Source organism: Mycobacterium sp. HUMS_12744610 (assembly GCF_041206865.1).
GTDB classification, from domain to species: domain Bacteria; phylum Actinomycetota; class Actinomycetes; order Mycobacteriales; family Mycobacteriaceae; genus Mycobacterium; species Mycobacterium servetii.
Map to the genome: position 1 here is coordinate 472,612 of NZ_JBGEDP010000001.1, position 19,368 is coordinate 491,979.

Genomic DNA, 19,368 nt, shown 5'->3' on the forward strand with positions numbered 1-19,368 from the left:
GCAGGCCTGTCATTCTTCCTGCAGGGCGGTCTCGCACGGGGCCGAGATGAGAGATGGAGCGTAAGCGCAGTTGGCTGACCCGAAGCTGAAGGACCCCGGAAGGCCTGGCGGCGCCAAGAATGGGAGCCCCCGGCGACTCGTCATCGTGGAGTCGCCGACCAAGGCGCGAAAGCTGGCCGGCTACCTGGGCTCCGCCTACATCGTCGAATCGTCGCGAGGTCACATCCGCGACCTGCCCCGGGCGGCGGCCGACGTGCCCGCGAAGTACAAGTCCGAGCCGTGGGCCCGGCTGGGCGTCAACGTCGACCACGACTTCGAACCGCTCTACATCATCAGCCCGGAGAAGAAGAGCACGGTCACCGAACTGAAGGGCCTGCTCAAAGACGTCGACGAGCTCTACCTGGCCACGGATGGCGACCGCGAGGGCGAGGCGATCGCCTGGCACCTGCTGGAAACCCTCAAGCCGCGCATCCCCGTCAAGCGGATGGTGTTCCACGAGATCACCGAGCCGGCGATCCTCGAGGCCGCCGAGCACCCGCGCGACCTGGACATCGACCTGGTCGACGCGCAGGAGACCCGCCGCATCCTGGACCGGCTCTACGGCTACGAGGTCAGCCCGGTGCTGTGGAAGAAGGTTGCGCCCAGGCTGTCGGCGGGCCGGGTGCAGTCGGTGGCCACCCGGATCATCGTGCAGCGGGAGCGCGACCGGATGGCGTTCCGCAGCGCGTCGTACTGGGACGTCGTCGCCGAACTGGACGCCAGCGTGTCCGACCCGAAGGCATCCCCGCCCACCTTCAGCGCCCGGCTGACCGCCGTGGACGGCATGCGCGTGGCCACCGGGCGCGACTTCGACTCGCTGGGGCAGCTGCGCAAGGCGGACGAGGTGACCGTGCTGGACGAGGCGGCCGCCACCGCGCTGGCGGCCGGCCTGCGGGGCGGCGAGCTTTCCGTGACGTCGGTGGAGGAGAAGCCCTACACCCGGCGCCCCTACCCGCCGTTCATGACCTCGACGCTGCAGCAGGAAGCGGGCCGCAAGCTGCGGTTCTCGGCCGAACGCACGATGAGCATCGCCCAGCGGCTCTACGAGAACGGCTACATCACCTATATGCGTACCGACTCGACCACGCTGTCGCAGTCGGCCATCGACGCCGCCCGCACGCAGGCGCGTCAGCTCTACGGCGAGGAGTATGTCGCGGCGTCCCCGCGCCAGTACACCCGCAAGGTGAAGAACGCCCAGGAGGCGCACGAGGCGATCCGGCCGGCGGGGGAGACGTTCGCCACCCCGGACGCGGTGCGCCGCGAGCTCGACGGCGACGAATTCCGGCTCTACGAATTGGTCTGGCAGCGCACGGTCGCGTCGCAGATGGCCGACGCGCGCGGGACGACGCTGAGCCTGCGGATCGCGGGCGCGTCCGGCGACCAGCAGGTGGTGTTCTCCGCCAGCGGCCGCACCCTGACCTTCCCGGGCTTCCTCAAGGCCTACGTCGAGACCGTCGACGAACTCGCCGGCGGCGAGGCCGACGACGCCGAGCGTCGGCTGCCGCAGCTGACCGAGGGGCAGCGGCTGGCGGCGCGCGAGCTGACCCCGGACGGGCACGCCACCAACCCGCCGGCGCGCTTCACCGAGGCGTCGCTGGTCAAGGCGCTCGAAGAGCTGGGCATCGGCCGGCCATCGACCTACTCCTCGATCATCAAAACCATCCAGGACCGCGGCTACGTCCACAAGAAGGGCAGCGCGCTGGTGCCCTCGTGGGTGGCGTTCGCCGTCACCGGCCTGCTCGAGCAGCACTTCGGCCGACTCGTCGACTACGACTTCACCGCCGCGATGGAAGACGAGCTCGACGCGATCGCCTCGGGCCAGGAGCGGCGCACCGACTGGCTGAACAACTTCTACTTCGGCGGGGATCACGGCGTGTCCGACTCGGTGGCGCGCGCCGGCGGCCTGAAGAAGCTCGTCGGGGTCAACCTCGAAGGCATCGACGCCCGCGAGGTGAATTCCATCAAGCTCTTCGACGACGACCAGGGCCGCCCCGTCTACGTCCGGGTGGGCAAGAACGGCGCCTACCTGGAGCGCATGGTGCCCGGCGAAGACGGCGAACCCAAGCCGCAGCGGGCCAACCTCAACGACTCCCTGACGCCCGACGAGCTGACGCTGGAGCTGGCCGAGGAGCTGTTCGCCACGCCGCAGGAGGGCCGCGTGCTCGGGGTGGACCCGGAGACGGGCCACGAAATCGTCGCCAAGGACGGCAGGTACGGCCCGTACGTCACCGAGGTCCTGCCGCCGGCGCCCGACGAGGACGGCGGCGCCGCGGCGCCGGCGAAGAAGGGCAAGAAGCCCACCGGCCCCAAGCCGCGTACCGGTTCGCTGCTGCGCAGCATGGACCTGCAGACCGTCACCCTCTCCGACGCGCTCAAGCTGCTGTCGCTGCCCCGGGTGGTCGGCGTCGATCCCGGCTCGGGCGAGGAGATCACCGCGCAGAACGGCCGTTACGGCCCATACCTGAAGCGCGGCACCGATTCCCGGTCGCTGGCGACCGAGGAACAGATCTTCGACATCACCCTCGAGGAAGCGCTGCGGATCTACGCCGAGCCCAAGCGCCGCGGCCGGCAGGCCGCCGCCGCACCGCCGCTGCGCGCGCTGGGGACAGACCCCGCATCGGGCAAGCCGATGGTGATCAAGGACGGCCGTTTCGGGCCCTATGTCACCGACGGCGAGACCAACGCGAGCCTGCGCAAGGGCGACGACGTGGCGTCGATCACCGACGCGCGGGCGGCCGAGCTGCTGGCAGACCGTCGCGCCCGGGGGCCGGTGAAGCGGCCCGCCAAGAAGACGGCCCGGAAGGCCGCCGCTAAATCGCCGGCGAAGAAGGCCGCCAAGCGCGGCTAGGTCGACACCTGCTGGCGGGCCACCTCGCCGTGGGCGGCGAGCTTGACCGGCCGGGCCAGCTGGGTGGGCGCCACCCGCCCGCGCAACTCGACGACCTCACCGACGTCCCAGCACAGGGCCTCGGCGTCCAGCGCGCCGCTGACCGCGATCGCCGACGCGAGCACGTGGCCGGTCTCGAGCTTGGCCAGCTCCGTCAGGCGCGCCGCCTCATTGACGGGGTCGCCGATCACGGTGTATTCGAAGCGGGCCTGCGCGCCGATGTGGCCGGCGATGGCCCGGCCCGCCGACACCCCGATCCCGAACTCCGCGGACCCGATGACCGGCAGCAGCTCGTCGTGTAGTTCGCGGGCGGCCGCGAGCGCCCCGCCGGACGCGTCCGGGTGCTCGATGGGGGCGCCGAAGATGGCCAGCGCGGCGTCGCCCTGGAACTTGTTGACGAACCCGCCGTGCCGGCCGACGGTCTCGACGACGACTCGGAAGAACTCATTGAGCAGGTGCACCACCTCGGCCGGTGGCCGGGTCGCGGCCAGCTGCGTCGAGCCGACCAAATCGACGAACAACACGGCGACGTGGCGTTCCTGCCCGCCCAGCTCGGTGCCCCGCTCCAGGGCGCGGCGGGCGACGTCCTCGCCGACGTAGCGGCCGAACAGGTCGCGCAGCCGCTGCCGCTCGGACAGGTCGCGGACCATGTCGTTGAACCCGGCCTGCAGCAGGCCCAGTTCGCTGGCGTCGTAGATCTGCATGTGGGCGTTGTAGTTTCCGCGCTGCACCTCGCTCAGCGCCCAGCGCAGCTGGCGCAGCGGGTCGGCGATCGACATGGCCACCAGCAGAGTGCTGACGAACCCGATGCCCAGTGCCGCCAGGGCCAGCAACAGGATCGGGGTGAACAGCTTGTCCGGCGTCGCGTGCAGCAGCGAGGTCTTGTCGGCGACCACCGCCAGCACGATCGCCAGCACGGGCACGGCGGTGGAGAGCATCCAGGTCAGGATCTGGCGCAGGATGACGCCGGGGGCCTTGACGTTCTCCGGCACGCCGCTGCGCAGGGCGGAGACGGCGACCGGGCGCAGCACCCGCTCGGACTGCAGGTAGCCGATGATCGCGGTGGCGGCGGCGCCCAGGCCGGTGGCGACGGCCACGACCGGTGCGGCGAACCTGGCCACCGACCAGCTGGCGACGATGAACACCACGCCGCCGATGCACCAGGCGACCATGCTGGTCAGCGTGCGGTAGAACGGCATGCGCAAGGCCCGGCTGCGGGCCAGCTCGGTGGCGGCCGGGTCGGTCTCGGCCAGCAGGTTGTCGCGGCGCTGCCAACGGAAGACCGGCATCAGCAGCTTGAGGTTGATCACCGAGACGGCGAGGAACAGCACGACCAGCGAGCCCGCGAACACCGCCAGGTTCACCCCCGGCAGGTCCTGCAGCTGCAGGCGGTCCTCGGGTGGCAGGCCGTAGCGCAGGAAGCCGAGTACGAATAGGGCGCCGATGATGTCGGCCTGCACCATGCTCAACAGGAACAGGGGCCACGGGGTGCGCACCACCCACCGGACGAACGCGTTGATCCGCCCGGGCAGTGTCGCCGCGGTTGCCATCAATCCACCGTATCGGTCAGTGGCCTTTTGTTGGAAAACTCTAAGGACCACGGCAAGTCGCCTGGTGGCGCCCGAAAGCCGGGGAGTTCACGAAACCGTCGCGATCCGGTGGCCGATCGGTGTCCGTCGGCGGGTGTCACTACTGTTGCCGGTGATGTCCGGGGTGTTTACGCGGCTGGTAGGCCAGGAGGCGGTGGAGGCCGAGCTGCTGGCCGCGGCGCGGGCCGCCCGCGGTGATCTGGATCACGCGGGCGCCGGCGACGGGACTATGACACATGCGTGGCTCATCACCGGCCCGCCGGGGTCGGGGCGCTCGGTTGCGGCGTTGTGCTTCGCGGCCGCGCTGCAATGCACCGCGTCGTTCGACGACGGCGGTCCCGGCTGCGGCAGCTGCCGGGCGTGCACGACGACGATGGCCGGCACTCACGCCGACGTGCGGCGGGTGATTCCCGAGGGCCTGTCCATCGGCGTCGACGAGATGCGCGCCATCGTGCAGATCGCGTCGCGCCGCCCGTCCGGCGGGCACCGGCAGATCGTGGTGATCGAGGACGCCGACCGGTTGACCGAGGGCGCGGGGAACGCGCTGCTGAAGGTCGTGGAGGAACCACCGCCGTCGACGGTGTTCCTGCTGTGCGCGCCGTCGGTGGACCCCGAGGACATCGCGGTGACGCTGCGGTCCCGGTGCCGCCACGTCGCGCTCGTGACACCGCCCACCGAGGCGATCGCGGGCGTGCTGGTCGACACCGACGGCCTGGACGCCGAGACGGCCGGCTGGGCCGCCTCGGTCAGCGGGGGCCACGTGGGCCGGGCGCGGCGGCTGGCCACCGACCCCGAGGCCCGGCAGCGCCGGGAGAAGGCGCTGGGGCTGGTGCGCGACGCCGCGACCCCGGCGCGGGCGTATGCGGCCGCCGAGGAGCTGGTGGCCGCCGCCGAGGCCGAGGCGGTGGTGCTGACCGCCGACCGCGCCGAGGCCGAGACCGAGGAGCTGCGGACGGCGCTGGGCGCCGGCGGCACCGGCAAGGGCACCGCGGGCGCGCTGCGCGGCGCAACGGGCGCGATCAAGGACCTGGAGCGGCGGCAGAAGTCGCGGCACACCCGGGCGTCGCGGGACGCGCTGGACCGCGCGCTGATCGACCTCGCGACGTATTTCCGCGACGCCCTGGTGGTGTCCGCGGGCGCCCCGGCGATCCGGCCCAACCACCCGGACATGGCCGAGCGGGTCGCGGCCCTGGCCGGCCACGCCGCGCCCGCCCGGCTGCTGCGCTGCATCGAGGCGGTGCTGGAGTGCCGCGAGGCGCTGGCGATGAACGTCAAACCGAAGTTCGCCGTCGACGCGATGGTCGCCGCCATCGGCCAGCAGCTGCGCGAGTGACTTGGGCGGGCCGGGCCGCCTGCCGTAGACTCGTGCCGCCCCTACGCGGGCACGCCGCCTTAGCTCAGTCGGTAGAGCGATTCACTCGTAATGAATAGGTCAGGAGTTCGATTCTCCTAGGCGGCTCCACGGCTCCACGGCTCCATGCCTCAGGCCGGGGTCAGGAATCCCACCGGTCCCGACGCGAGGCACAGTGACAGCGCGGCGGTGTCGGCGCGCACGGTGATCGCGTCGCCGGCGCCGGGCAGGCGCACGAAAACCCGGTTGAGTCCCGGATGCACCGCAACCCTGACGCCGGGCCCCTGGGTCAGCGACAACGTCATCGAGCCGTCGCTGTTGGCCAGGTAGTTGAGTTCGACGGTCCAGTCGGCCGGCAGCAGGGGGCCGTCGAGCACCAGCCGCGCCGGCTTGTCCGGTTGCGCGAAGTACCCGCACCGCGGCAGCGGTCCCGGCACGATGGTGCGCACCCATGTCACGTGCGCGTCGACCAGCCGGCCCGAGCTGTCCAGCATGCGCAGTTGCGTTGTTGCCGGGGCGAATTCGGGTCGGTCCCGCAGGAGTGCGAACAGGTGGCTGGCCAGGTTCTCGGGCCAGACCACTCGTTGGAGCACCAGCGGGTCGACCTCCTGGTCCAGCAGCGGCGCCGGCGAGGCCGCGCGGGCGGCGGCCAGGCCGGCGCGGGCGTTGCGCAGGTAGGGCTGGGCGGGGTTATCGCGCCAGCTGGTCAAAAACGTCGCCGTCGAGTACAGGCTGCTGACCACGAACAGCGCAGCAAGGATCCCCACCGCCACGGCGCGCCCGGGCGAGGCGTCGAGCCGGCGCGCCGGCCCCGCCCGGTTGGGGGCGCACAGCGCGACGGCGGCCAGCAGCGCCAGCACCACGACGAGATCGGGCAGGTACCGCAGGGTCTGGGCGAGCTCGAGCGCGGTCTGCTTCGACGAGCGCATCAGGTAGATCGGCACCTGGCAGGCGACGGCGTAGCCGGCCGCGGTGAGCCAGACCGCGACGATGCGCTGCTTGCGGACCAGGGACAGCGCGAGCAGCCCGGCCAGCACCAGCCAGCCGAGCGCCATCACCGCGGGCGGGGGCGTGGCCCACGGGGACGCCGGCGCCCACCGGGCCCAGCGCCACGGCCCGCCGGCGAGCCCCGGCACGATGCCGTGGGTGACCGATCGCCACAACAGCGCCCCGGTCATCGGCAGGTCGAAACTCCACCGCCGCTGGTTGACAACGGCCAGATAGACGGCCGCCCAGGCGGCGGTCAGGGTCAGCGACGCCACCCACAACCGCACGCCGGCCCGCCACACCGTCACCACGGCCGACCGGTCGCCCAAGACGTGACGTAGCAACGCGGCGACGGCGAAGGCGACGAACGGGATCACCGCGGCCTTCTCGAAGAACACCAGGCCGGCGAAGTAGGCCAGGGCGCCGGTCACCGCGTAGCGCTGGTTGCCGGTGCGCACCAGCAGGATCGCGTCGGCGCACACCCAGGCCAGCGCGGCCAGCATCGGCAGCGAGTTCAGTGCCGCCGCCCACCAGGCGAACCCGGGCACCGCCAGCGGGGTGAACAGCGCGAACGTCAACGGGATCAGCAGCACCCGGCGCCAGCCCAGGATGACGTACAGGGCGCGCAGCAGGGCCAGCGAGGCCAGCAACTGCAGCACCACCAGGCTGATCGCGGGCCCCGTCCAGTTCAGGGGCGAGGCCCGGATGATGGCGCCGGCCAGCAGGAAGGCGGCCGGCATCAGGTGACCGTCGTGATCGTCGAACAGGTACGACGGCGACAACAGGCCCTCGGTGCCGGCCTTGCCGACGAGAATCAGGTCGTCCCAATAGAAGTAGCCGCCGAACGCCAGCGCCGCGTGGATGCCCAGCTGCACGGCGATCAGCCCCGCGGCGGCCGCCGCTATGTATGGTGGGCCGGTGCGCGCACTGGTCACCGGGGCAGCCGGGTTCATCGGCTCGACGCTAGTCGACCGTCTGTTGGCCGACGGTCACACGGTGGTGGGGCTGGACAACTTCGCGAGCGGGCGAGCGGCCAACCTCGAGCACCTGGCCGGCAACCCGGCCTACGACTTCGTCGAAGCCGACATCGTGACCGCGGATCTGGGCGACGTCCTGGACCGGCACCGCCCCGAGGTGGTGTTCCACCTGGCGGCGCAGATCGACGTGCGGCGCTCGGTGGCCGACCCGCAGTTCGACGCGTCGGTCAACGTGATCGGCACGGTGCGCCTGGCCGAGGCGGCGCGCCGCGCCGGTGTGCGCAAGGTCGTGCACACGTCGTCGGGCGGGTCCGTGTACGGCGTCCCGCCGTTCTACCCGACCCCCGAGTCGGTCCCCACCGACCCGGTGTCGCCGTACGCCGCGGGCAAGGTGGCGGGGGAGATCTACCTCAACACCTTCCGCCACCTGTATGGCCTGGACTGCTCCCACATCGCCCCGGCCAACGTCTACGGCCCCCGCCAGGACCCGCACGGCGAGGCGGGCGTGGTGGCGATCTTCGCCCAGGCGCTGCTGGCGGGCAAGCCCACCAAGGTGTTCGGCGACGGCGGCAACACCCGCGACTACGTGTTCGTCGACGACGTGGTCGAGGCCTTCGTCAGGGCCTCCGGCGACGCGGGCGGCGGGCAGCGTTTCAACATCGGCACGGGCACCGAAACGTCGGACCGCCAACTGCATTCGTCGGTGGCGGCGGCCGCCGGCGCGCCCGACGACCCGGAGTTCCACCCGCCGCGGCTCGGCGACCTGAAGCGGTCCTGCCTGGACATCGGCCTGGCCGAACGCGTGCTGGGCTGGCGCCCGCGGGTGGGCCTCGACGAGGGGGTACGCCGCACCGTGGACTACTTCCGCACGGTGCGTGCGGGCTAAGCCTGTTCGGGTGCCTGCGCGCCCTCGAGCGCCACGGCCCGGGCCAGGCGCGCGTAGCGCAGTTCGAGGTCCTTGAACCGCAGGTAGGTGCTCAGCGTGGTGAAGCTGAACGCCATGATCAGCGCGTAGAGCATCAGGTCGGTGCCGCGGCGCACCCCGAACCAGTGCGCGACCACCGAGGTGTCGTCGGGCCGCAGCACGGCATAGACGCCGGCCAGCACGAAGGCGATGTAGCCGACCTTGACCCAGGCCCGCGACCGCGCGCTCCGGCGCGACCGCAGCAGATAGACCAGCAGCGCGACGATCGACCCGATCAGCAGCACCTGGATCCAGTTCATCTCTCACGTCCTCTTCATCGCGATGACCGGCCCCGCAGGAACCCCTCGAAGATGATGTTGACACCGTTGAGTAGGGGCTGCCCCTTCGACTTCGAGTAGTCGGTGTAGAGCACTTCGACGGGTTGTTCGGCCACCCGCCAATGGTTTTCCTCGATCAGCATGACGAATTCGTTGGCGTGGCTCATGCCGCTCATCGTGATGTCGAGCCCGTCGGCGACCTTCTTGTTGAACACCCGCAGCCCGTTGTTGGTGTCGGTCAGCCCGAGGCGGCGGCCGCGCCGGCTCAGTCGCGCGGCGGTCTGCAGCACAACGCGTTTCAGCAGCGGCGGCCGGCTGCTCTCGGTGCCGCCGAACCGGGTTCCGATCACGATGTCGACGTCGCCCGCGCACAGCCGGTCCACCATCGCGGCCAGGTCCTTGACGCGGTGCTGGCCGTCGGCGTAACGTCGCGAAAACCATTGCCCCGGGCTGTTTTCGGGCGTACTCGACGCCGGTCTGGATCGCGGCGCCCTGGCCGAGGTTGACCGGATGGCGCACCAGGTGGGCGCCGGCCCGCAAAGCGATCTCGCCGGTGCCGTCGGTGCTGCCGTCGTCGACGCAGACGACGTGGTCGAAGACCGCACGGACGTCGCCGATGACCTCGCCGATGACGGCGGCTTCGTTGAAGGCGGGGATGACGACCCAGACGTCGGGATAGCGCTTTTCGATCCCCATAACCTACACCCGGGACATCGTTCAGCCGGTGATGCGCCCCGTGCGCGCCAGCGCCGCCAGGTGTACACCGATCCCCACCAGCGGACCGCACATCAGGCCGACCACGGTGCGGGCCGGCAGCGGCAGCGGCAACAACAGCAGCAGTCCCGACGCCACCGTCGCGACCACCCAGCCCAGCGAATAGGCCCGATGCAGCGCGGCCGCGACCGCGGCGGCGCCCGTCAGCGTCAGCATCGCGATGGCCACCGCGGCCGCGGTCAGCCAGGCCAGCAGCGCGCCGCTGGCCTGGTACTGCGCCCCGAACCCGATCCGCAGCAGCCACGGCCCCACCACACCCGCGGCCAGCACCCCGACGGCGCCGATGCCGCCGATCACCCCCGCCGGCGTGATCAGGGCCCGCAGCCGGTCGTTGCGCTCGTCGACGAAATGCGCGATCAGGTTGCCCTGCATGGCGGTCAGCGGCACCAGCAGCGGAGCGCGCGTCAGCGTCACCGCCAGGATGATCACGCCGCCCGGCGCCCCCAGCTCGGTGCTGGTCAGCTTCAGCAGCACCGGGAAACCCATCACCAGGATCGCGCTGGCGCCGGCCGCGGTGATCGAATGGGCGGCGCCCCGCAGGAAGGTCGCCGCGCCGCCGGGCGTCATCAGGCGGGCCGCGAGCCGGGTCGCGGGCGAGGCCGCCAGCATGACCAGCCAGGCCACCGCGCCGGCCACGGTGGCCCACAGGAACCCGACGAGCCCCCAGCCCAGCGTGAACGTGGCCGCGGCGACCGACACCCGGATCGCCGCGTCGGTCACCATCAGCGCCCCGTATTGCGTCCACTGGTCGGTGCCCGCCAGCATGCCCAGCAGCGTGGCGTGCAGGCAGAATCCCGCCAGTCCGACGCTGAGCAGCGCGACCGACAACCAGCGCGCGTCCACGAACACCCGTGCGCCCCACAACGGCGAGCTGCCGGCGATGACGACCGCCGCGGCGGCCCCGACCAGCGCGGCGACCCGCAATGGGTGCGTGCGCGTACCGTCGGGGCCGGGCAGCACCTCGAAGTAGCGCGTCGCCCGGACCTCCCGAGTGGTTTCCTGCAGCAATCCGTTGGCCGCGCCGGTGACCAGCCCGAACGCCCCCCAGAAAACCCCGAACACCGAAAAACCGCCCGGAGCCAGGTCACGGGCGGCCAGATAGATCACCGCGTAGCCGCACAGCGCGGTGAGGGCGGTGGCGGTGCCCACGCGCGCCATGCTGCCGCGGGCCACCGGACCGCTGGAGGCTCCCACACCGGTCACCGGGGCGGCACCCCCGGCCGCCCGACCCGATGCAACGACACAGGCTGAAGATAGTGCCCCGACGTCGTTGCGTCGCCACCGACGGGCGCGGCGGCGACCGGGTTTCGCTAATGTGAGCGGCTGTCTGGGAAGGATTCATGGCCGCGTTGCGCATTTTCGGGGTCTCGCTGTTGCTCACCGCGGTGGCCCTCGCGCTCGGATACGCCCACGGCGGCACCAAGGACCTGTTCCTGCTGCTGGTGCTGGCGGTGCTCGAGGTCTCGCTGTCCTTCGACAACGCGATCATCAACGCCGCGGTCCTGAAGCGGATGAGCCCGCTGTGGCAGCGGATTTTCCTGACTGTCGGGATCCTCATCGCGGTCTTCGGGATGCGGCTGCTGTTCCCGCTGGTCATCGTCTGGGCGAGCGCGGGCATCGACCCGGTCCGCGCGATGGAGCTGGCGCTGCATCCGCCGCCGCACGGCGCGCTGGTGTTCCCGGACGGCTCACCCAGCTACGAGAAGCTGGTCATCGCCGCGCACCCCCAGATCGCGGCGTTCGGTGGCACGTTCCTGCTGATGCTGTTCCTGGACTTCGTCTTCTACGACCGGGACATCAAGTGGCTCAAGTGGATCGAGGTGCCCTTCGCCCGCATCGGCCGGCTGGGTCAGGTGGCGGTGAGCGTGGCGCTGGTCGCGCTGGCGCTCGTCGGCAACGGGCTGACGCACTCCGCCGCCGAGCGTGCGACGGTGCTGACGGCGGGCTTGCTGGGCCTGGTCACCTACCTGGTGGTCAACGGCCTGAGCCGGGCCTTCCGCCCGGCGGACGTGGAGGCCGTCATCGCCAACGAGCCCCCCGGCGCGGCCGTCGGCAAGGCCGGCCTGACGCTGTTCCTCTACCTCGAGGTGCTCGACGCCGCCTTCTCGTTCGACGGCGTCACCGGCGCCTTCGCGATCACCTCGGACCCGATCGTCATCGCGCTGGGTCTGGGACTGGTGGGCTCGATGTTCGTCCGGTCCATCACCATTTTCCTGGTCCGCCAGGAGGCGCTGGACCGCTACGTCTATCTCGAGCACGGGGCGCACTGGGCGATCGGCGTGCTGGCCGTGATCATGCTGATCTCGGTCGAGCCGCGGTTCCACATCCCCGAGACGTTCACCGCGTCGGTCGGGGTGGTCTTCGTGGGGGCGGCGTGGACCTGGAGCGTGCTGCGCAACCGCCGCGTCTCCAGGTCCGCCGCCTGACCTCCTACCGCGGTGTCAGTGGCCCTGGGCCTTGAACCGCTCGATCGAGCGCTGGATCTCGGCCTCGGCCTCCTCGCGGCCCACCCAGTCGGCAGCCTTGACGAACTTGCCCGGCTCGAGGTCCTTGTAGTGCACGAAGAAGTGCTTGATCACCTCGAGCTCGAACTCCGGAACGTCGCCGACGTCCTGGACGTGGTCCCAGCGGTGGTCGCCGGCCGGCACGCACAGAACCTTGTCGTCGCCGCCCTTCTCGTCGGTCATCTTGAACATTGCGACCGGACGCGCCTCCACGATCACGCCCGGGTAGACCGACTGCGGCAGTAGCACCATCGCGTCGAGCGGGTCGCCGTCCTCGCCGAGGGTGTCCTCGATGTATCCGTAGTCGGTCGGGTAGGCCATCGAGGTGTACAGGTAGCGGTCCAGCCGCACCCGCCCGGTCTCGTGGTCGATCTCGTATTTGTTGCGCTGGCCTTTGAGAATCTCGATGGTCACGTCGAATTCCACCGTGTTGGCTCCTTCATCTGGTTCCGCCCTGTCGGGCGTCCACCCTATTCGATGCATCCTGTGAGGAGTTCGGCACAATGGGGTCAGACAGTCAGGAGAGTGATGGGTCCTACTCGCTGGCAAAAATCAACCCGGATTCTGTTCGGGTTGGCCGTGCTGGTGTTCGTGGCCGCCGTGATCGGCACAGCAACGTTTCTCACCATGGGCGGGCACCGAGCCAGCGGCGCGCGGCCCACCGTGCCGCCGCCGCGCCCGCCGGCGGTGAAGCCGGGGCTGGTCCCGGTCAGCGACACCGCCGAGGTGCCCGGCGCCGCGGGGCTGGCGGCGGCGTTGGGGGCCGCGGCGGCCGACCCGAACCTCGGCAGGCTCGGCGGCCGGGTCACCGACGCCATGACGGGCATGGAGCTCTGGCAGGTGGCCGACGACCTGCCGCTGGTGCCCGCCTCGACGAACAAGATCCTGACCGCGGCCGCGGCGCTGCTGACGCTGGACCGGCAGGCCCGGATCAGCACCCGGGTGGTGGCCGGCAGCCAGAACGCCCAGGGGCCGATCGTGCTGGTAGGCGCCGGGGATCCGGCGCTGTCCGCGGCGCCGCCCGGCGTGGAGACCTGGTACAAGGATTCGGCGCGCATCAGTGACCTGGTCGATCAGGTCCGGCGCAGTGGCGTGACACCGACCGCGGTGCAGGTCGACACCTCGGCCTTCAGCGGCCCGACGCTGGCTCAGGGCTGGGATCCGGCCGACGTCGACAACGGTGACATCGCCCCGATCGAGTCGGTGATGATCGACGCCGGGCGCATCCAGCCCACCACGGTGAACTCGAGGCGGTCGCACACCCCGGCGCTGGACGCCGGGCGGGAACTGGCCAAGGCCCTGGGTCTGGACCCAGCCGCCGTGAAGATCGCCACGGCACCCTCGGGGGCGCGGCAGCTGGCGGTCGTGCAGTCGGCGCCGCTGATCGAGCGACTGTCGCAGATGATGGAGCACTCCGACAACGTCCTGGCCGAATGCATCGCCCGCGAGGTGGCGGCCGCCATCAACCGGCCCCGCAGCTTCGCCGGCGCCGTCGATGCGGTGACCAACCGGCTCGGTGCCGCCCACGTCGATACGGCGGGTGTCACGCTGCTGGATTCCAGTGGGCTCTCGGTCGACGACCGCCTGACCGCCAAGACGCTGGACGGCACGGTGCAGGCGGCCGCGGGGCCGGACCAACCCGGGCTGCGGGCGCTGCTGGATCTGCTGCCGGTCGCGGCTGGCAGCGGGACGCTGGGCGACCGTTTTCTGGACTCGGCGAGCAACCAGGGCCCCGCCGGCTGGCTGCGCGCCAAGACCGGCTCCCTGACCGCCGTCAACGCGCTGGCCGGGGTGGTCACCGATCGCAGCGGACGGGTCCTGACCTTCGCGTTCCTCTCCAACGACGCGGGCCCGAACGGCCGTAACGCGATGGACGCGCTGGCGGCCAAGCTGTGGTTCTGCGGATGCGCGACGTGACCGCGGCGCCCGACCTGACGCTCGGCACCGCCGTCGACTGGGGCTTCGCGGCCACCGTCGGGCAGCGGCTGGCCCGGCCGGGCCCGCCGTTCAGCGACTACACCCGCCACCAGGTGATCGACGAGCTGACCGGCGCGGCCGCCACGGCCGAACCGCCGGTGCGCGACATTACGGGCCTGGCCACCAACGGGTCGGTGCCGGCGGCCCGCGTCGTCGACCGCCCGGAGTGGGTGCGGGCCGCGGCCGAGTCGATGCGGGCGATGACCAACGGGACGGAAAAGCCCCGCGGCTTCCTCACCGGCCGCGTTACCGGCGCGCAGACGGGCGCTGTGCTGGCGTTCGTCTCCTCCGGGATCCTCGGGCAGTACGACCCGTTCGCGGCCGCCAAACAGGGCTGTCTGCTGCTGGTCTATCCGAACGTCATCGCCGTCGAGCGGCAACTGCGGATCGATCCGTCGGACTTCCGGCTGTGGGTGTGCCTGCACGAGGTGACCCACCGCGTGCAGTTCACGGCCAACCCGTGGCTGGCGGACTACATGTCGGAGGCGCTGGGGCTGCTGACCCAGGGCGCCGGCGACGACATCGGGCAGGTCGTCGCCCGGCTGGCCGACTACGTCCGCAGCCGCGGTGCGGGGGTCGACGCCGGGTCGTCGGGAATCCTGGGCCTGGTGCGCGCCGTGCAATCCGAGCCGCAGCGCGAAGCCCTGGACCGGTTGCTGGTGCTGGGAACGCTGCTGGAGGGGCATGCCGACCATGTGATGGACGCCGTCGGGCCGATGGTGATCCCGTCGGTGGCCACCATCCGCCGCCGGTTCGACGAGCGGCGCCACCGCAGGCAGCCGCCGTTGCAGCGGGTGCTGCGCGCCCTGCTCGGGCTCGACGCCAAGCTCAGCCAGTACACCCGCGGCAAGGCGTTCGTGGACCATGTGGTCGGGCAGGTCGGAATGCAGCGGTTCAACACCGTGTGGTCGGGGCCCGACACGCTGCCGTTGCCGGCCGAGATCGACGAACCCCGGCGATGGATCGACAGGGTCCTGTAGGGCGGCTGCGTGCGGCCGTCGAGGGTTTCGCCGCCACCTACCTGCCCACCGGGGCGCGATGGTGTGTGGCGGTCTCGGGCGGCCCGGACTCGCTCGCACTCACCGCGGCCGCGGCCCAGCTGCGACCCACCACAGCGCTGATCGTGGATCACGGCCTGCAGCCCGGCTCGGCGGCCGTCGCGGAAACCGCCCGCGTACAAGCGGTCGCGCTGGGATGCGTCGACGCACAGGTGCTTCGCGTGCACGTCGGCACCGATGGCGGTCCCGAGGCCGCCGCCCGCGCCGCGCGCTACGCAGCGCTGGACAGCCACCGCGACGGCCCCGTGCTGCTGGGGCACACGCTCGACGACCAGGCCGAGACGGTCCTGCTGGGGCTGGGGCGCGGCTCCGGGGGGCGTTCGCTCGCCGGGATGCGCCCGCACGATCCTCCGTGGTGCCGGCCGTTGCTGGGAGTGCGCCGCAGCCTGACGCACGCCGCGTGCCGCGAACTGGGGCTGACGGCTTGGCGGGACCCGCACAACGCCGACCGCCGTTTCACCCGGACCCGGATCCGCCTGGAGGTGCTGCCACTGCTCGAGGACGTGTTGGGCGGGGGGGTGGCCGAGGCGCTGGCCCGCACCGCGACGGCGCTGCGCGAGGACACCGAGTTGATCGACTCGCTCGCCGCCGAGGCGATGCCCGGCGCGAACGGGCACGGGGCTGCGGGCGGGGACGCTGGCCGCGCTGCCCGATCCCGTCCGGCGCCGGGTGATCCGTTCCTGGCTGCTGGCCGGCGGCGCGACCGGCTTGACGGACAAGCAGATTCGCGGCGTCGACACGCTGGTCACCGCGTGGCGCGGGCAGGGCGGAGTGGCCGTCGGATCCTCCCTGCGCGGTGAGCGGCTGATCGCGGGCCGGCGCGACGGTGTCCTGACGATGTGGCACGAGCCGGTCCGGTAACCGCAATATCCGAACCGCCGTTGGTTATTGGCGCGCCGGCATGGCACGCTGTGCTCGTGGCGCAGATCTCCTCGGCGATCACCCCCGCGCAGCCAACGGAGCTCTACCCGGGGGATATCAAGTCTGTGCTGCTCACGGCTGAGCAGATTCAGGCGCGGGTCGCCGAACTCGGCGACGAAATCGGCGCCCGCTACCGCGACCTGGTGGCCGAGTCCGGCCAGGACCTGTTGCTGATCACCGTGCTCAGGCGCTGTGATGTTCGTCACCGACCTGGCGCGCGCCATCCCCGTGCCGACCCAGTTCGAGTTCATGGCGGTCAGCTCCTACGGGTCCTCGACGTCGTCGTCGGGTGTGGTGCGGATCATGAAGGACCTGGACCGCGACATCCAGGGGCGCGACGTGCTGATCGTCGAGGACGTCGTCGACTCCGGACTCACGTTGTCGTGGCTGCTGCGCAACCTGAGCAGCCGGCACCCGCGGTCGCTGCGGGTGTGCACGCTGCTCCGCAAGCCCGATGCGCGGGGCGCCAACGTCGACATCGCCTATGTCGGTTTCGACATCCCCAACGAGTTCGTCGTGGGCTATGGCCTGGATTACGACGAGCGCTACCGCGACCTGTCGTACATCGGCATGCTGGACCCCAGGGTCTACCAGCAGTAGCACCGACTCAGTCCAGCCCCCACACCGCGGTCACCGAGAAGCTCACCGTCTGCCGGCCGGGTTCAGCGGGACGGCGGCCACGCCGCGTTGTGGCGCCGGCGCCTTGGGCGGCCCCGATCCGGCCACTTCGGAGATGGACAGCACCTTGCCCAGCCGGAGGCCGGACAGTTGCGCGTATTGGCCGGCCCTGTTCTTGGCGTCGTCGAACGCCCGCGCCCGCGCATCCTTGACGAGCTGGGAGTCGTCCGAGATCGAATAGCTCACCGAGTTGATGCGGGTCGCATCACCGCCGGCGCCGACGATGAGCGCCAGTACCCGCGACGCGGCGTCGGGTGGATGGATCTTGACCTCGATGGCGTTGGCGGCGCGGTAGCCGGCGATGGTGGCGGTGCCGCCGGGCGGGGCAGTACCGTATTGCGGCTGCAGGGTGACGTCGGTGGTGTTGATGTCCTTGCGATCGATCCCGGCGCCGGTGAGCGCGCCGAGGACCGCTTGCTGGCGGTCGTTGGTCTGGTCCATGGCCGCGGTGACGTCGGGTGCGGTGAATTCAATGCCGACCTCGGCGGCCAACGTGTCCGGGACGCCCTCGACGTGCCCCGAACCGACGACGGTCACCTGGCGCGGGTTCGCCCCCGGCTGGGCTGGGTCGTGGTCACAGGCCGACACCGTGGCGATGGCCGCGCCCGCGGCGGTGGCCACGAGCGAGCGGCGGACGAAGCCCGGAATGCTGGGTTGCGGCATGCGGTGCACCTTAGCGCCTCGACCCGCCCGGATGTTGCCAGCAAAGCATAGTTTCTCTATGGGCAACCACGAGAAAGTTCATGCCAAACTCTAATCATATTTTTTTGCAGCATATTTCATGCCATACGCATAGACTGCAGCACAGCCCCCCAGCTAAATGAACAATTGTCGGCTCCGTGGTGAACATAGCCCGCGAAGGCTGTAGTGCGGCGACATCGCGCGCTTAACATGTCCGAAGCTCTGCGGCAGTGGCCGACTGGCCGCTGAAATGCATTGGATATCACCACCTTTGAGGAGAAGACATGTCAAATGTGATCGCACGTACGGAGATACTGGCGGCCACCGCCGGGAAATTGCATTCCATCAATGCGGCGCTGCAGGCCGGGACCGCGGCGGCAGTCGCACCGACGACCGGCGTCGTTCCGGCCGCCGCCGACGTGGTGTCCTTCCTCACGGCCGCACAGTTCGCTTCGCACGCAAAGCTTTACCAGGAAATCAATGCTCATGCCGCAGTGGCCCGGGAGCAGTTGGCGACCATGCTGGCCATCAGCACCGGTTCCTATGCGGCCACCGAAGACGCCAACACCGCCTTGGTCGGATAGGAGCGGGCGCAGACATGCTGGACTTCGCGTAGTTGCCCCCGGAGATCAACTCCGCGCTGAAGTACTCCGGTACCGGCTCGGGGCCGATGCTCGCCGCCGCGGCGGCCTGGCAGGGACTGGCCACCGAGCTGCACACCACCGCGTTCTCCTGCGGCTCGGCGGCGGTGGCCGCCTACGAGGCGGCCTTCGCCGCCACGGTGCCGCCGCCGGCGATCGCCGCCAACCGGGCCCTGCTGGCGGCGTTGCTGGCGACGAACTTCCTCGGCCAGAACACCGCGGCGATCGCGGCCACCGAGGCGTCGTACGCCGAGATATGGGCCCAGGACGCGGCCGCGATGTACGGCTACGCGGGTGCATCGGCGGCGGCGTCGCAGCTGGCGCCGTTCACCGTCGCGGCGAGCGCCGTGGATCCGGCGGGTCTGGCCGGCCAGGCCGCCGCGGTCGCGCAGGCGCTGAACGGGGTGGTCGAGACACAGGCGATGGCGCAGATCCCCAGGGCGCTCTCCGCGCTCGCGGGGATCACCAACGAACCGCCGTGGCTGAGCAACCCCGCGGCCGCGCTCGGCCTGACCGGGCACCTGTGGAACGAGAACGGTGACGGGATCGTCTTCGGCGGGATGGTCGGCGACGTGGTCCAGGGCGTGACCGGGTCTGCGGAGGTGGACGCCGGGATCTTCATGGACACGTTCAACAAGTGGGTGAGCCCGGCGCGGCTTGCGGTCACCCAGTTCAAGGACTACGTCGGCCTGGCGCACGACCTGCCGAAGTTCGCTCAAGACAGCGTCAAGGCCGTGGCCGGGGCCGCCACGCAAGCGCCTGCCGCGCTTCCGGGCGCGGCTCTGGGCGGCATTGCGGGAGCCGTCGGCAAGGCGGCCTCGGTCGGCGGCCTGTCGGTGCCGAGTTCGTGGGCCGGTGCGGCACCGACGGCCACGCCGGTTACCTTGGCCCTCAACGTCTTCGGGGCTGCCGCGAGCGCCGAGCCCGCCACCCAGGCGGTGGGCGGGCTGCCACTGATGGGCGGCGGCGCCGGGCGCGGTTTGTCAGGGCATTTCCTGGCTCCCCGATACGGATTCAAGCCGACGGTCATGCCGCAGCCCCCGGCCGGCGGGTGATGGGACC

General features: G+C 71.1%; 13 protein-coding genes, 1 tRNA gene and 4 pseudogenes. 11 read left to right on the top strand and 7 right to left on the bottom strand.

Annotation, left to right across the window (positions count from 1 at the left end; translation table 11 throughout):
• The first annotated feature begins 70 nt into the window (after window positions 1-70).
• The gene (topA, locus tag AB8998_RS02390) at window positions 71-2,887 is read left to right on the top strand and encodes a type I DNA topoisomerase (RefSeq protein ID WP_369736659.1); all 2,817 of its coding nucleotides are present in this window, start codon (window positions 71-73) and stop codon (window positions 2,885-2,887) included.
• Here the strand turns inward: topA and AB8998_RS02395 are convergent.
• Entirely contained in the window at window positions 2,884-4,476 is a 1,593-nt protein-coding gene (locus AB8998_RS02395) for an adenylate/guanylate cyclase domain-containing protein (RefSeq protein WP_369736660.1), read from the bottom strand. The two genes, topA and AB8998_RS02395, sit on opposite strands and share 4 nt — an antisense overlap.
• 154 nt (window positions 4,477-4,630) lie before the next feature.
• On the opposite strand from AB8998_RS02395, the gene AB8998_RS02400 reads away from it, so the two are divergent.
• Window positions 4,631-5,848, top strand: a complete 1,218-nt coding sequence (locus tag AB8998_RS02400) for a DNA polymerase III subunit delta' (RefSeq protein WP_369736661.1) — start codon at window positions 4,631-4,633, stop codon at window positions 5,846-5,848.
• A 53-nt stretch (window positions 5,849-5,901) separates the two neighbouring features.
• Window positions 5,902-5,977, top strand: a tRNA-Thr gene (locus tag AB8998_RS02405).
• Between the two features lie 20 nt (window positions 5,978-5,997).
• Here AB8998_RS02405 and AB8998_RS02410 read toward each other — a convergent pair.
• Window positions 5,998-7,806: a hypothetical protein gene (locus tag AB8998_RS02410; protein WP_369736662.1), complete on the bottom strand. Its 1,809-nt coding sequence runs from the start codon at window positions 7,804-7,806 to the stop codon at window positions 5,998-6,000.
• On the opposite strand from AB8998_RS02410, the gene AB8998_RS02415 reads away from it, so the two are divergent.
• Window positions 7,772-8,716 carry an NAD-dependent epimerase/dehydratase family protein gene (locus AB8998_RS02415; RefSeq protein ID WP_369736663.1) on the top strand — a complete coding sequence of 315 codons (945 nt, stop codon included), beginning with the start codon at window positions 7,772-7,774 and terminating at the stop codon, window positions 8,714-8,716. The genes AB8998_RS02410 and AB8998_RS02415 overlap by 35 nt on opposite strands.
• Here AB8998_RS02415 and AB8998_RS02420 read toward each other — a convergent pair.
• The 3 genes and pseudogenes from AB8998_RS02420 to AB8998_RS02430 form a co-directional block, all read right to left on the bottom strand.
• The gene (locus AB8998_RS02420; protein ID WP_369736664.1) at window positions 8,713-9,054 is read right to left on the bottom strand and encodes a DUF2304 domain-containing protein; all 342 of its coding nucleotides are present in this window, start codon (window positions 9,052-9,054) and stop codon (window positions 8,713-8,715) included. The two genes, AB8998_RS02415 and AB8998_RS02420, sit on opposite strands and share 4 nt — an antisense overlap.
• A 14-nt stretch (window positions 9,055-9,068) precedes the next feature.
• A pseudogene (locus AB8998_RS02425) lies at window positions 9,069-9,768 on the bottom strand (glycosyltransferase family 2 protein).
• Window positions 9,769-9,789: 21 nt separating this feature from the next.
• The gene (locus AB8998_RS02430; RefSeq protein ID WP_369741398.1) at window positions 9,790-11,004 is read right to left on the bottom strand and encodes a hypothetical protein; all 1,215 of its coding nucleotides are present in this window, start codon (window positions 11,002-11,004) and stop codon (window positions 9,790-9,792) included.
• A 182-nt stretch (window positions 11,005-11,186) separates the two neighbouring features.
• Here AB8998_RS02430 and AB8998_RS02435 point away from each other — a divergent pair, with 182 nt between their 5' ends.
• Entirely contained in the window at window positions 11,187-12,272 is a 1,086-nt protein-coding gene (locus tag AB8998_RS02435; RefSeq protein WP_369736665.1) for a DUF475 domain-containing protein, read from the top strand.
• 15 nt (window positions 12,273-12,287) lie between these two features.
• Here AB8998_RS02435 and AB8998_RS02440 read toward each other — a convergent pair whose 3' ends face one another.
• Entirely contained in the window at window positions 12,288-12,776 is a 489-nt protein-coding gene (locus AB8998_RS02440) for an inorganic diphosphatase (protein WP_369736666.1), read from the bottom strand.
• 102 nt (window positions 12,777-12,878) lie between these two features.
• Between AB8998_RS02440 and dacB the strand changes: the two genes are divergently transcribed.
• From dacB to hpt, 4 genes and pseudogenes are all read left to right on the top strand, one after another.
• Window positions 12,879-14,267, top strand: a complete 1,389-nt coding sequence (gene dacB, locus AB8998_RS02445; protein WP_369736667.1) for a D-alanyl-D-alanine carboxypeptidase/D-alanyl-D-alanine endopeptidase — start codon at window positions 12,879-12,881, stop codon at window positions 14,265-14,267.
• Window positions 14,264-15,307, top strand: a complete 1,044-nt coding sequence (locus AB8998_RS02450; protein WP_369741399.1) for a zinc-dependent metalloprotease — start codon at window positions 14,264-14,266, stop codon at window positions 15,305-15,307. The genes dacB and AB8998_RS02450 overlap by 4 nt, the downstream gene beginning before the upstream one ends.
• Window positions 15,286-16,246: pseudogene (gene tilS, locus AB8998_RS02455) on the top strand (tRNA lysidine(34) synthetase TilS). The gene AB8998_RS02450 and the pseudogene tilS overlap by 22 nt, the downstream one beginning before the upstream one ends.
• Window positions 16,247-16,296: 50 nt before the next feature.
• Window positions 16,297-16,906 (top strand): annotated as a pseudogene (hpt, locus tag AB8998_RS02460) (hypoxanthine phosphoribosyltransferase).
• A gap of 7 nt (window positions 16,907-16,913) precedes the next feature.
• Here the strand turns inward: hpt and AB8998_RS02465 are convergent.
• A pseudogene (locus AB8998_RS02465) lies at window positions 16,914-17,647 on the bottom strand (SIMPL domain-containing protein).
• A gap of 302 nt (window positions 17,648-17,949) precedes the next feature.
• On the opposite strand from AB8998_RS02465, the gene AB8998_RS02470 reads away from it, so the two are divergent.
• Together AB8998_RS02470 and AB8998_RS02475 are read left to right on the top strand one after the other, a co-directional pair.
• Window positions 17,950-18,249: a PE family protein gene (locus AB8998_RS02470; RefSeq protein ID WP_369736668.1), complete on the top strand. Its 300-nt coding sequence runs from the start codon at window positions 17,950-17,952 to the stop codon at window positions 18,247-18,249.
• 32 nt (window positions 18,250-18,281) lie between these two features.
• Window positions 18,282-19,361: a PPE family protein, SVP subgroup gene (locus AB8998_RS02475; protein WP_369736669.1), complete on the top strand. Its 1,080-nt coding sequence runs from the start codon at window positions 18,282-18,284 to the stop codon at window positions 19,359-19,361.
• Window positions 19,362-19,368: the final 7 nt, after the last annotated feature.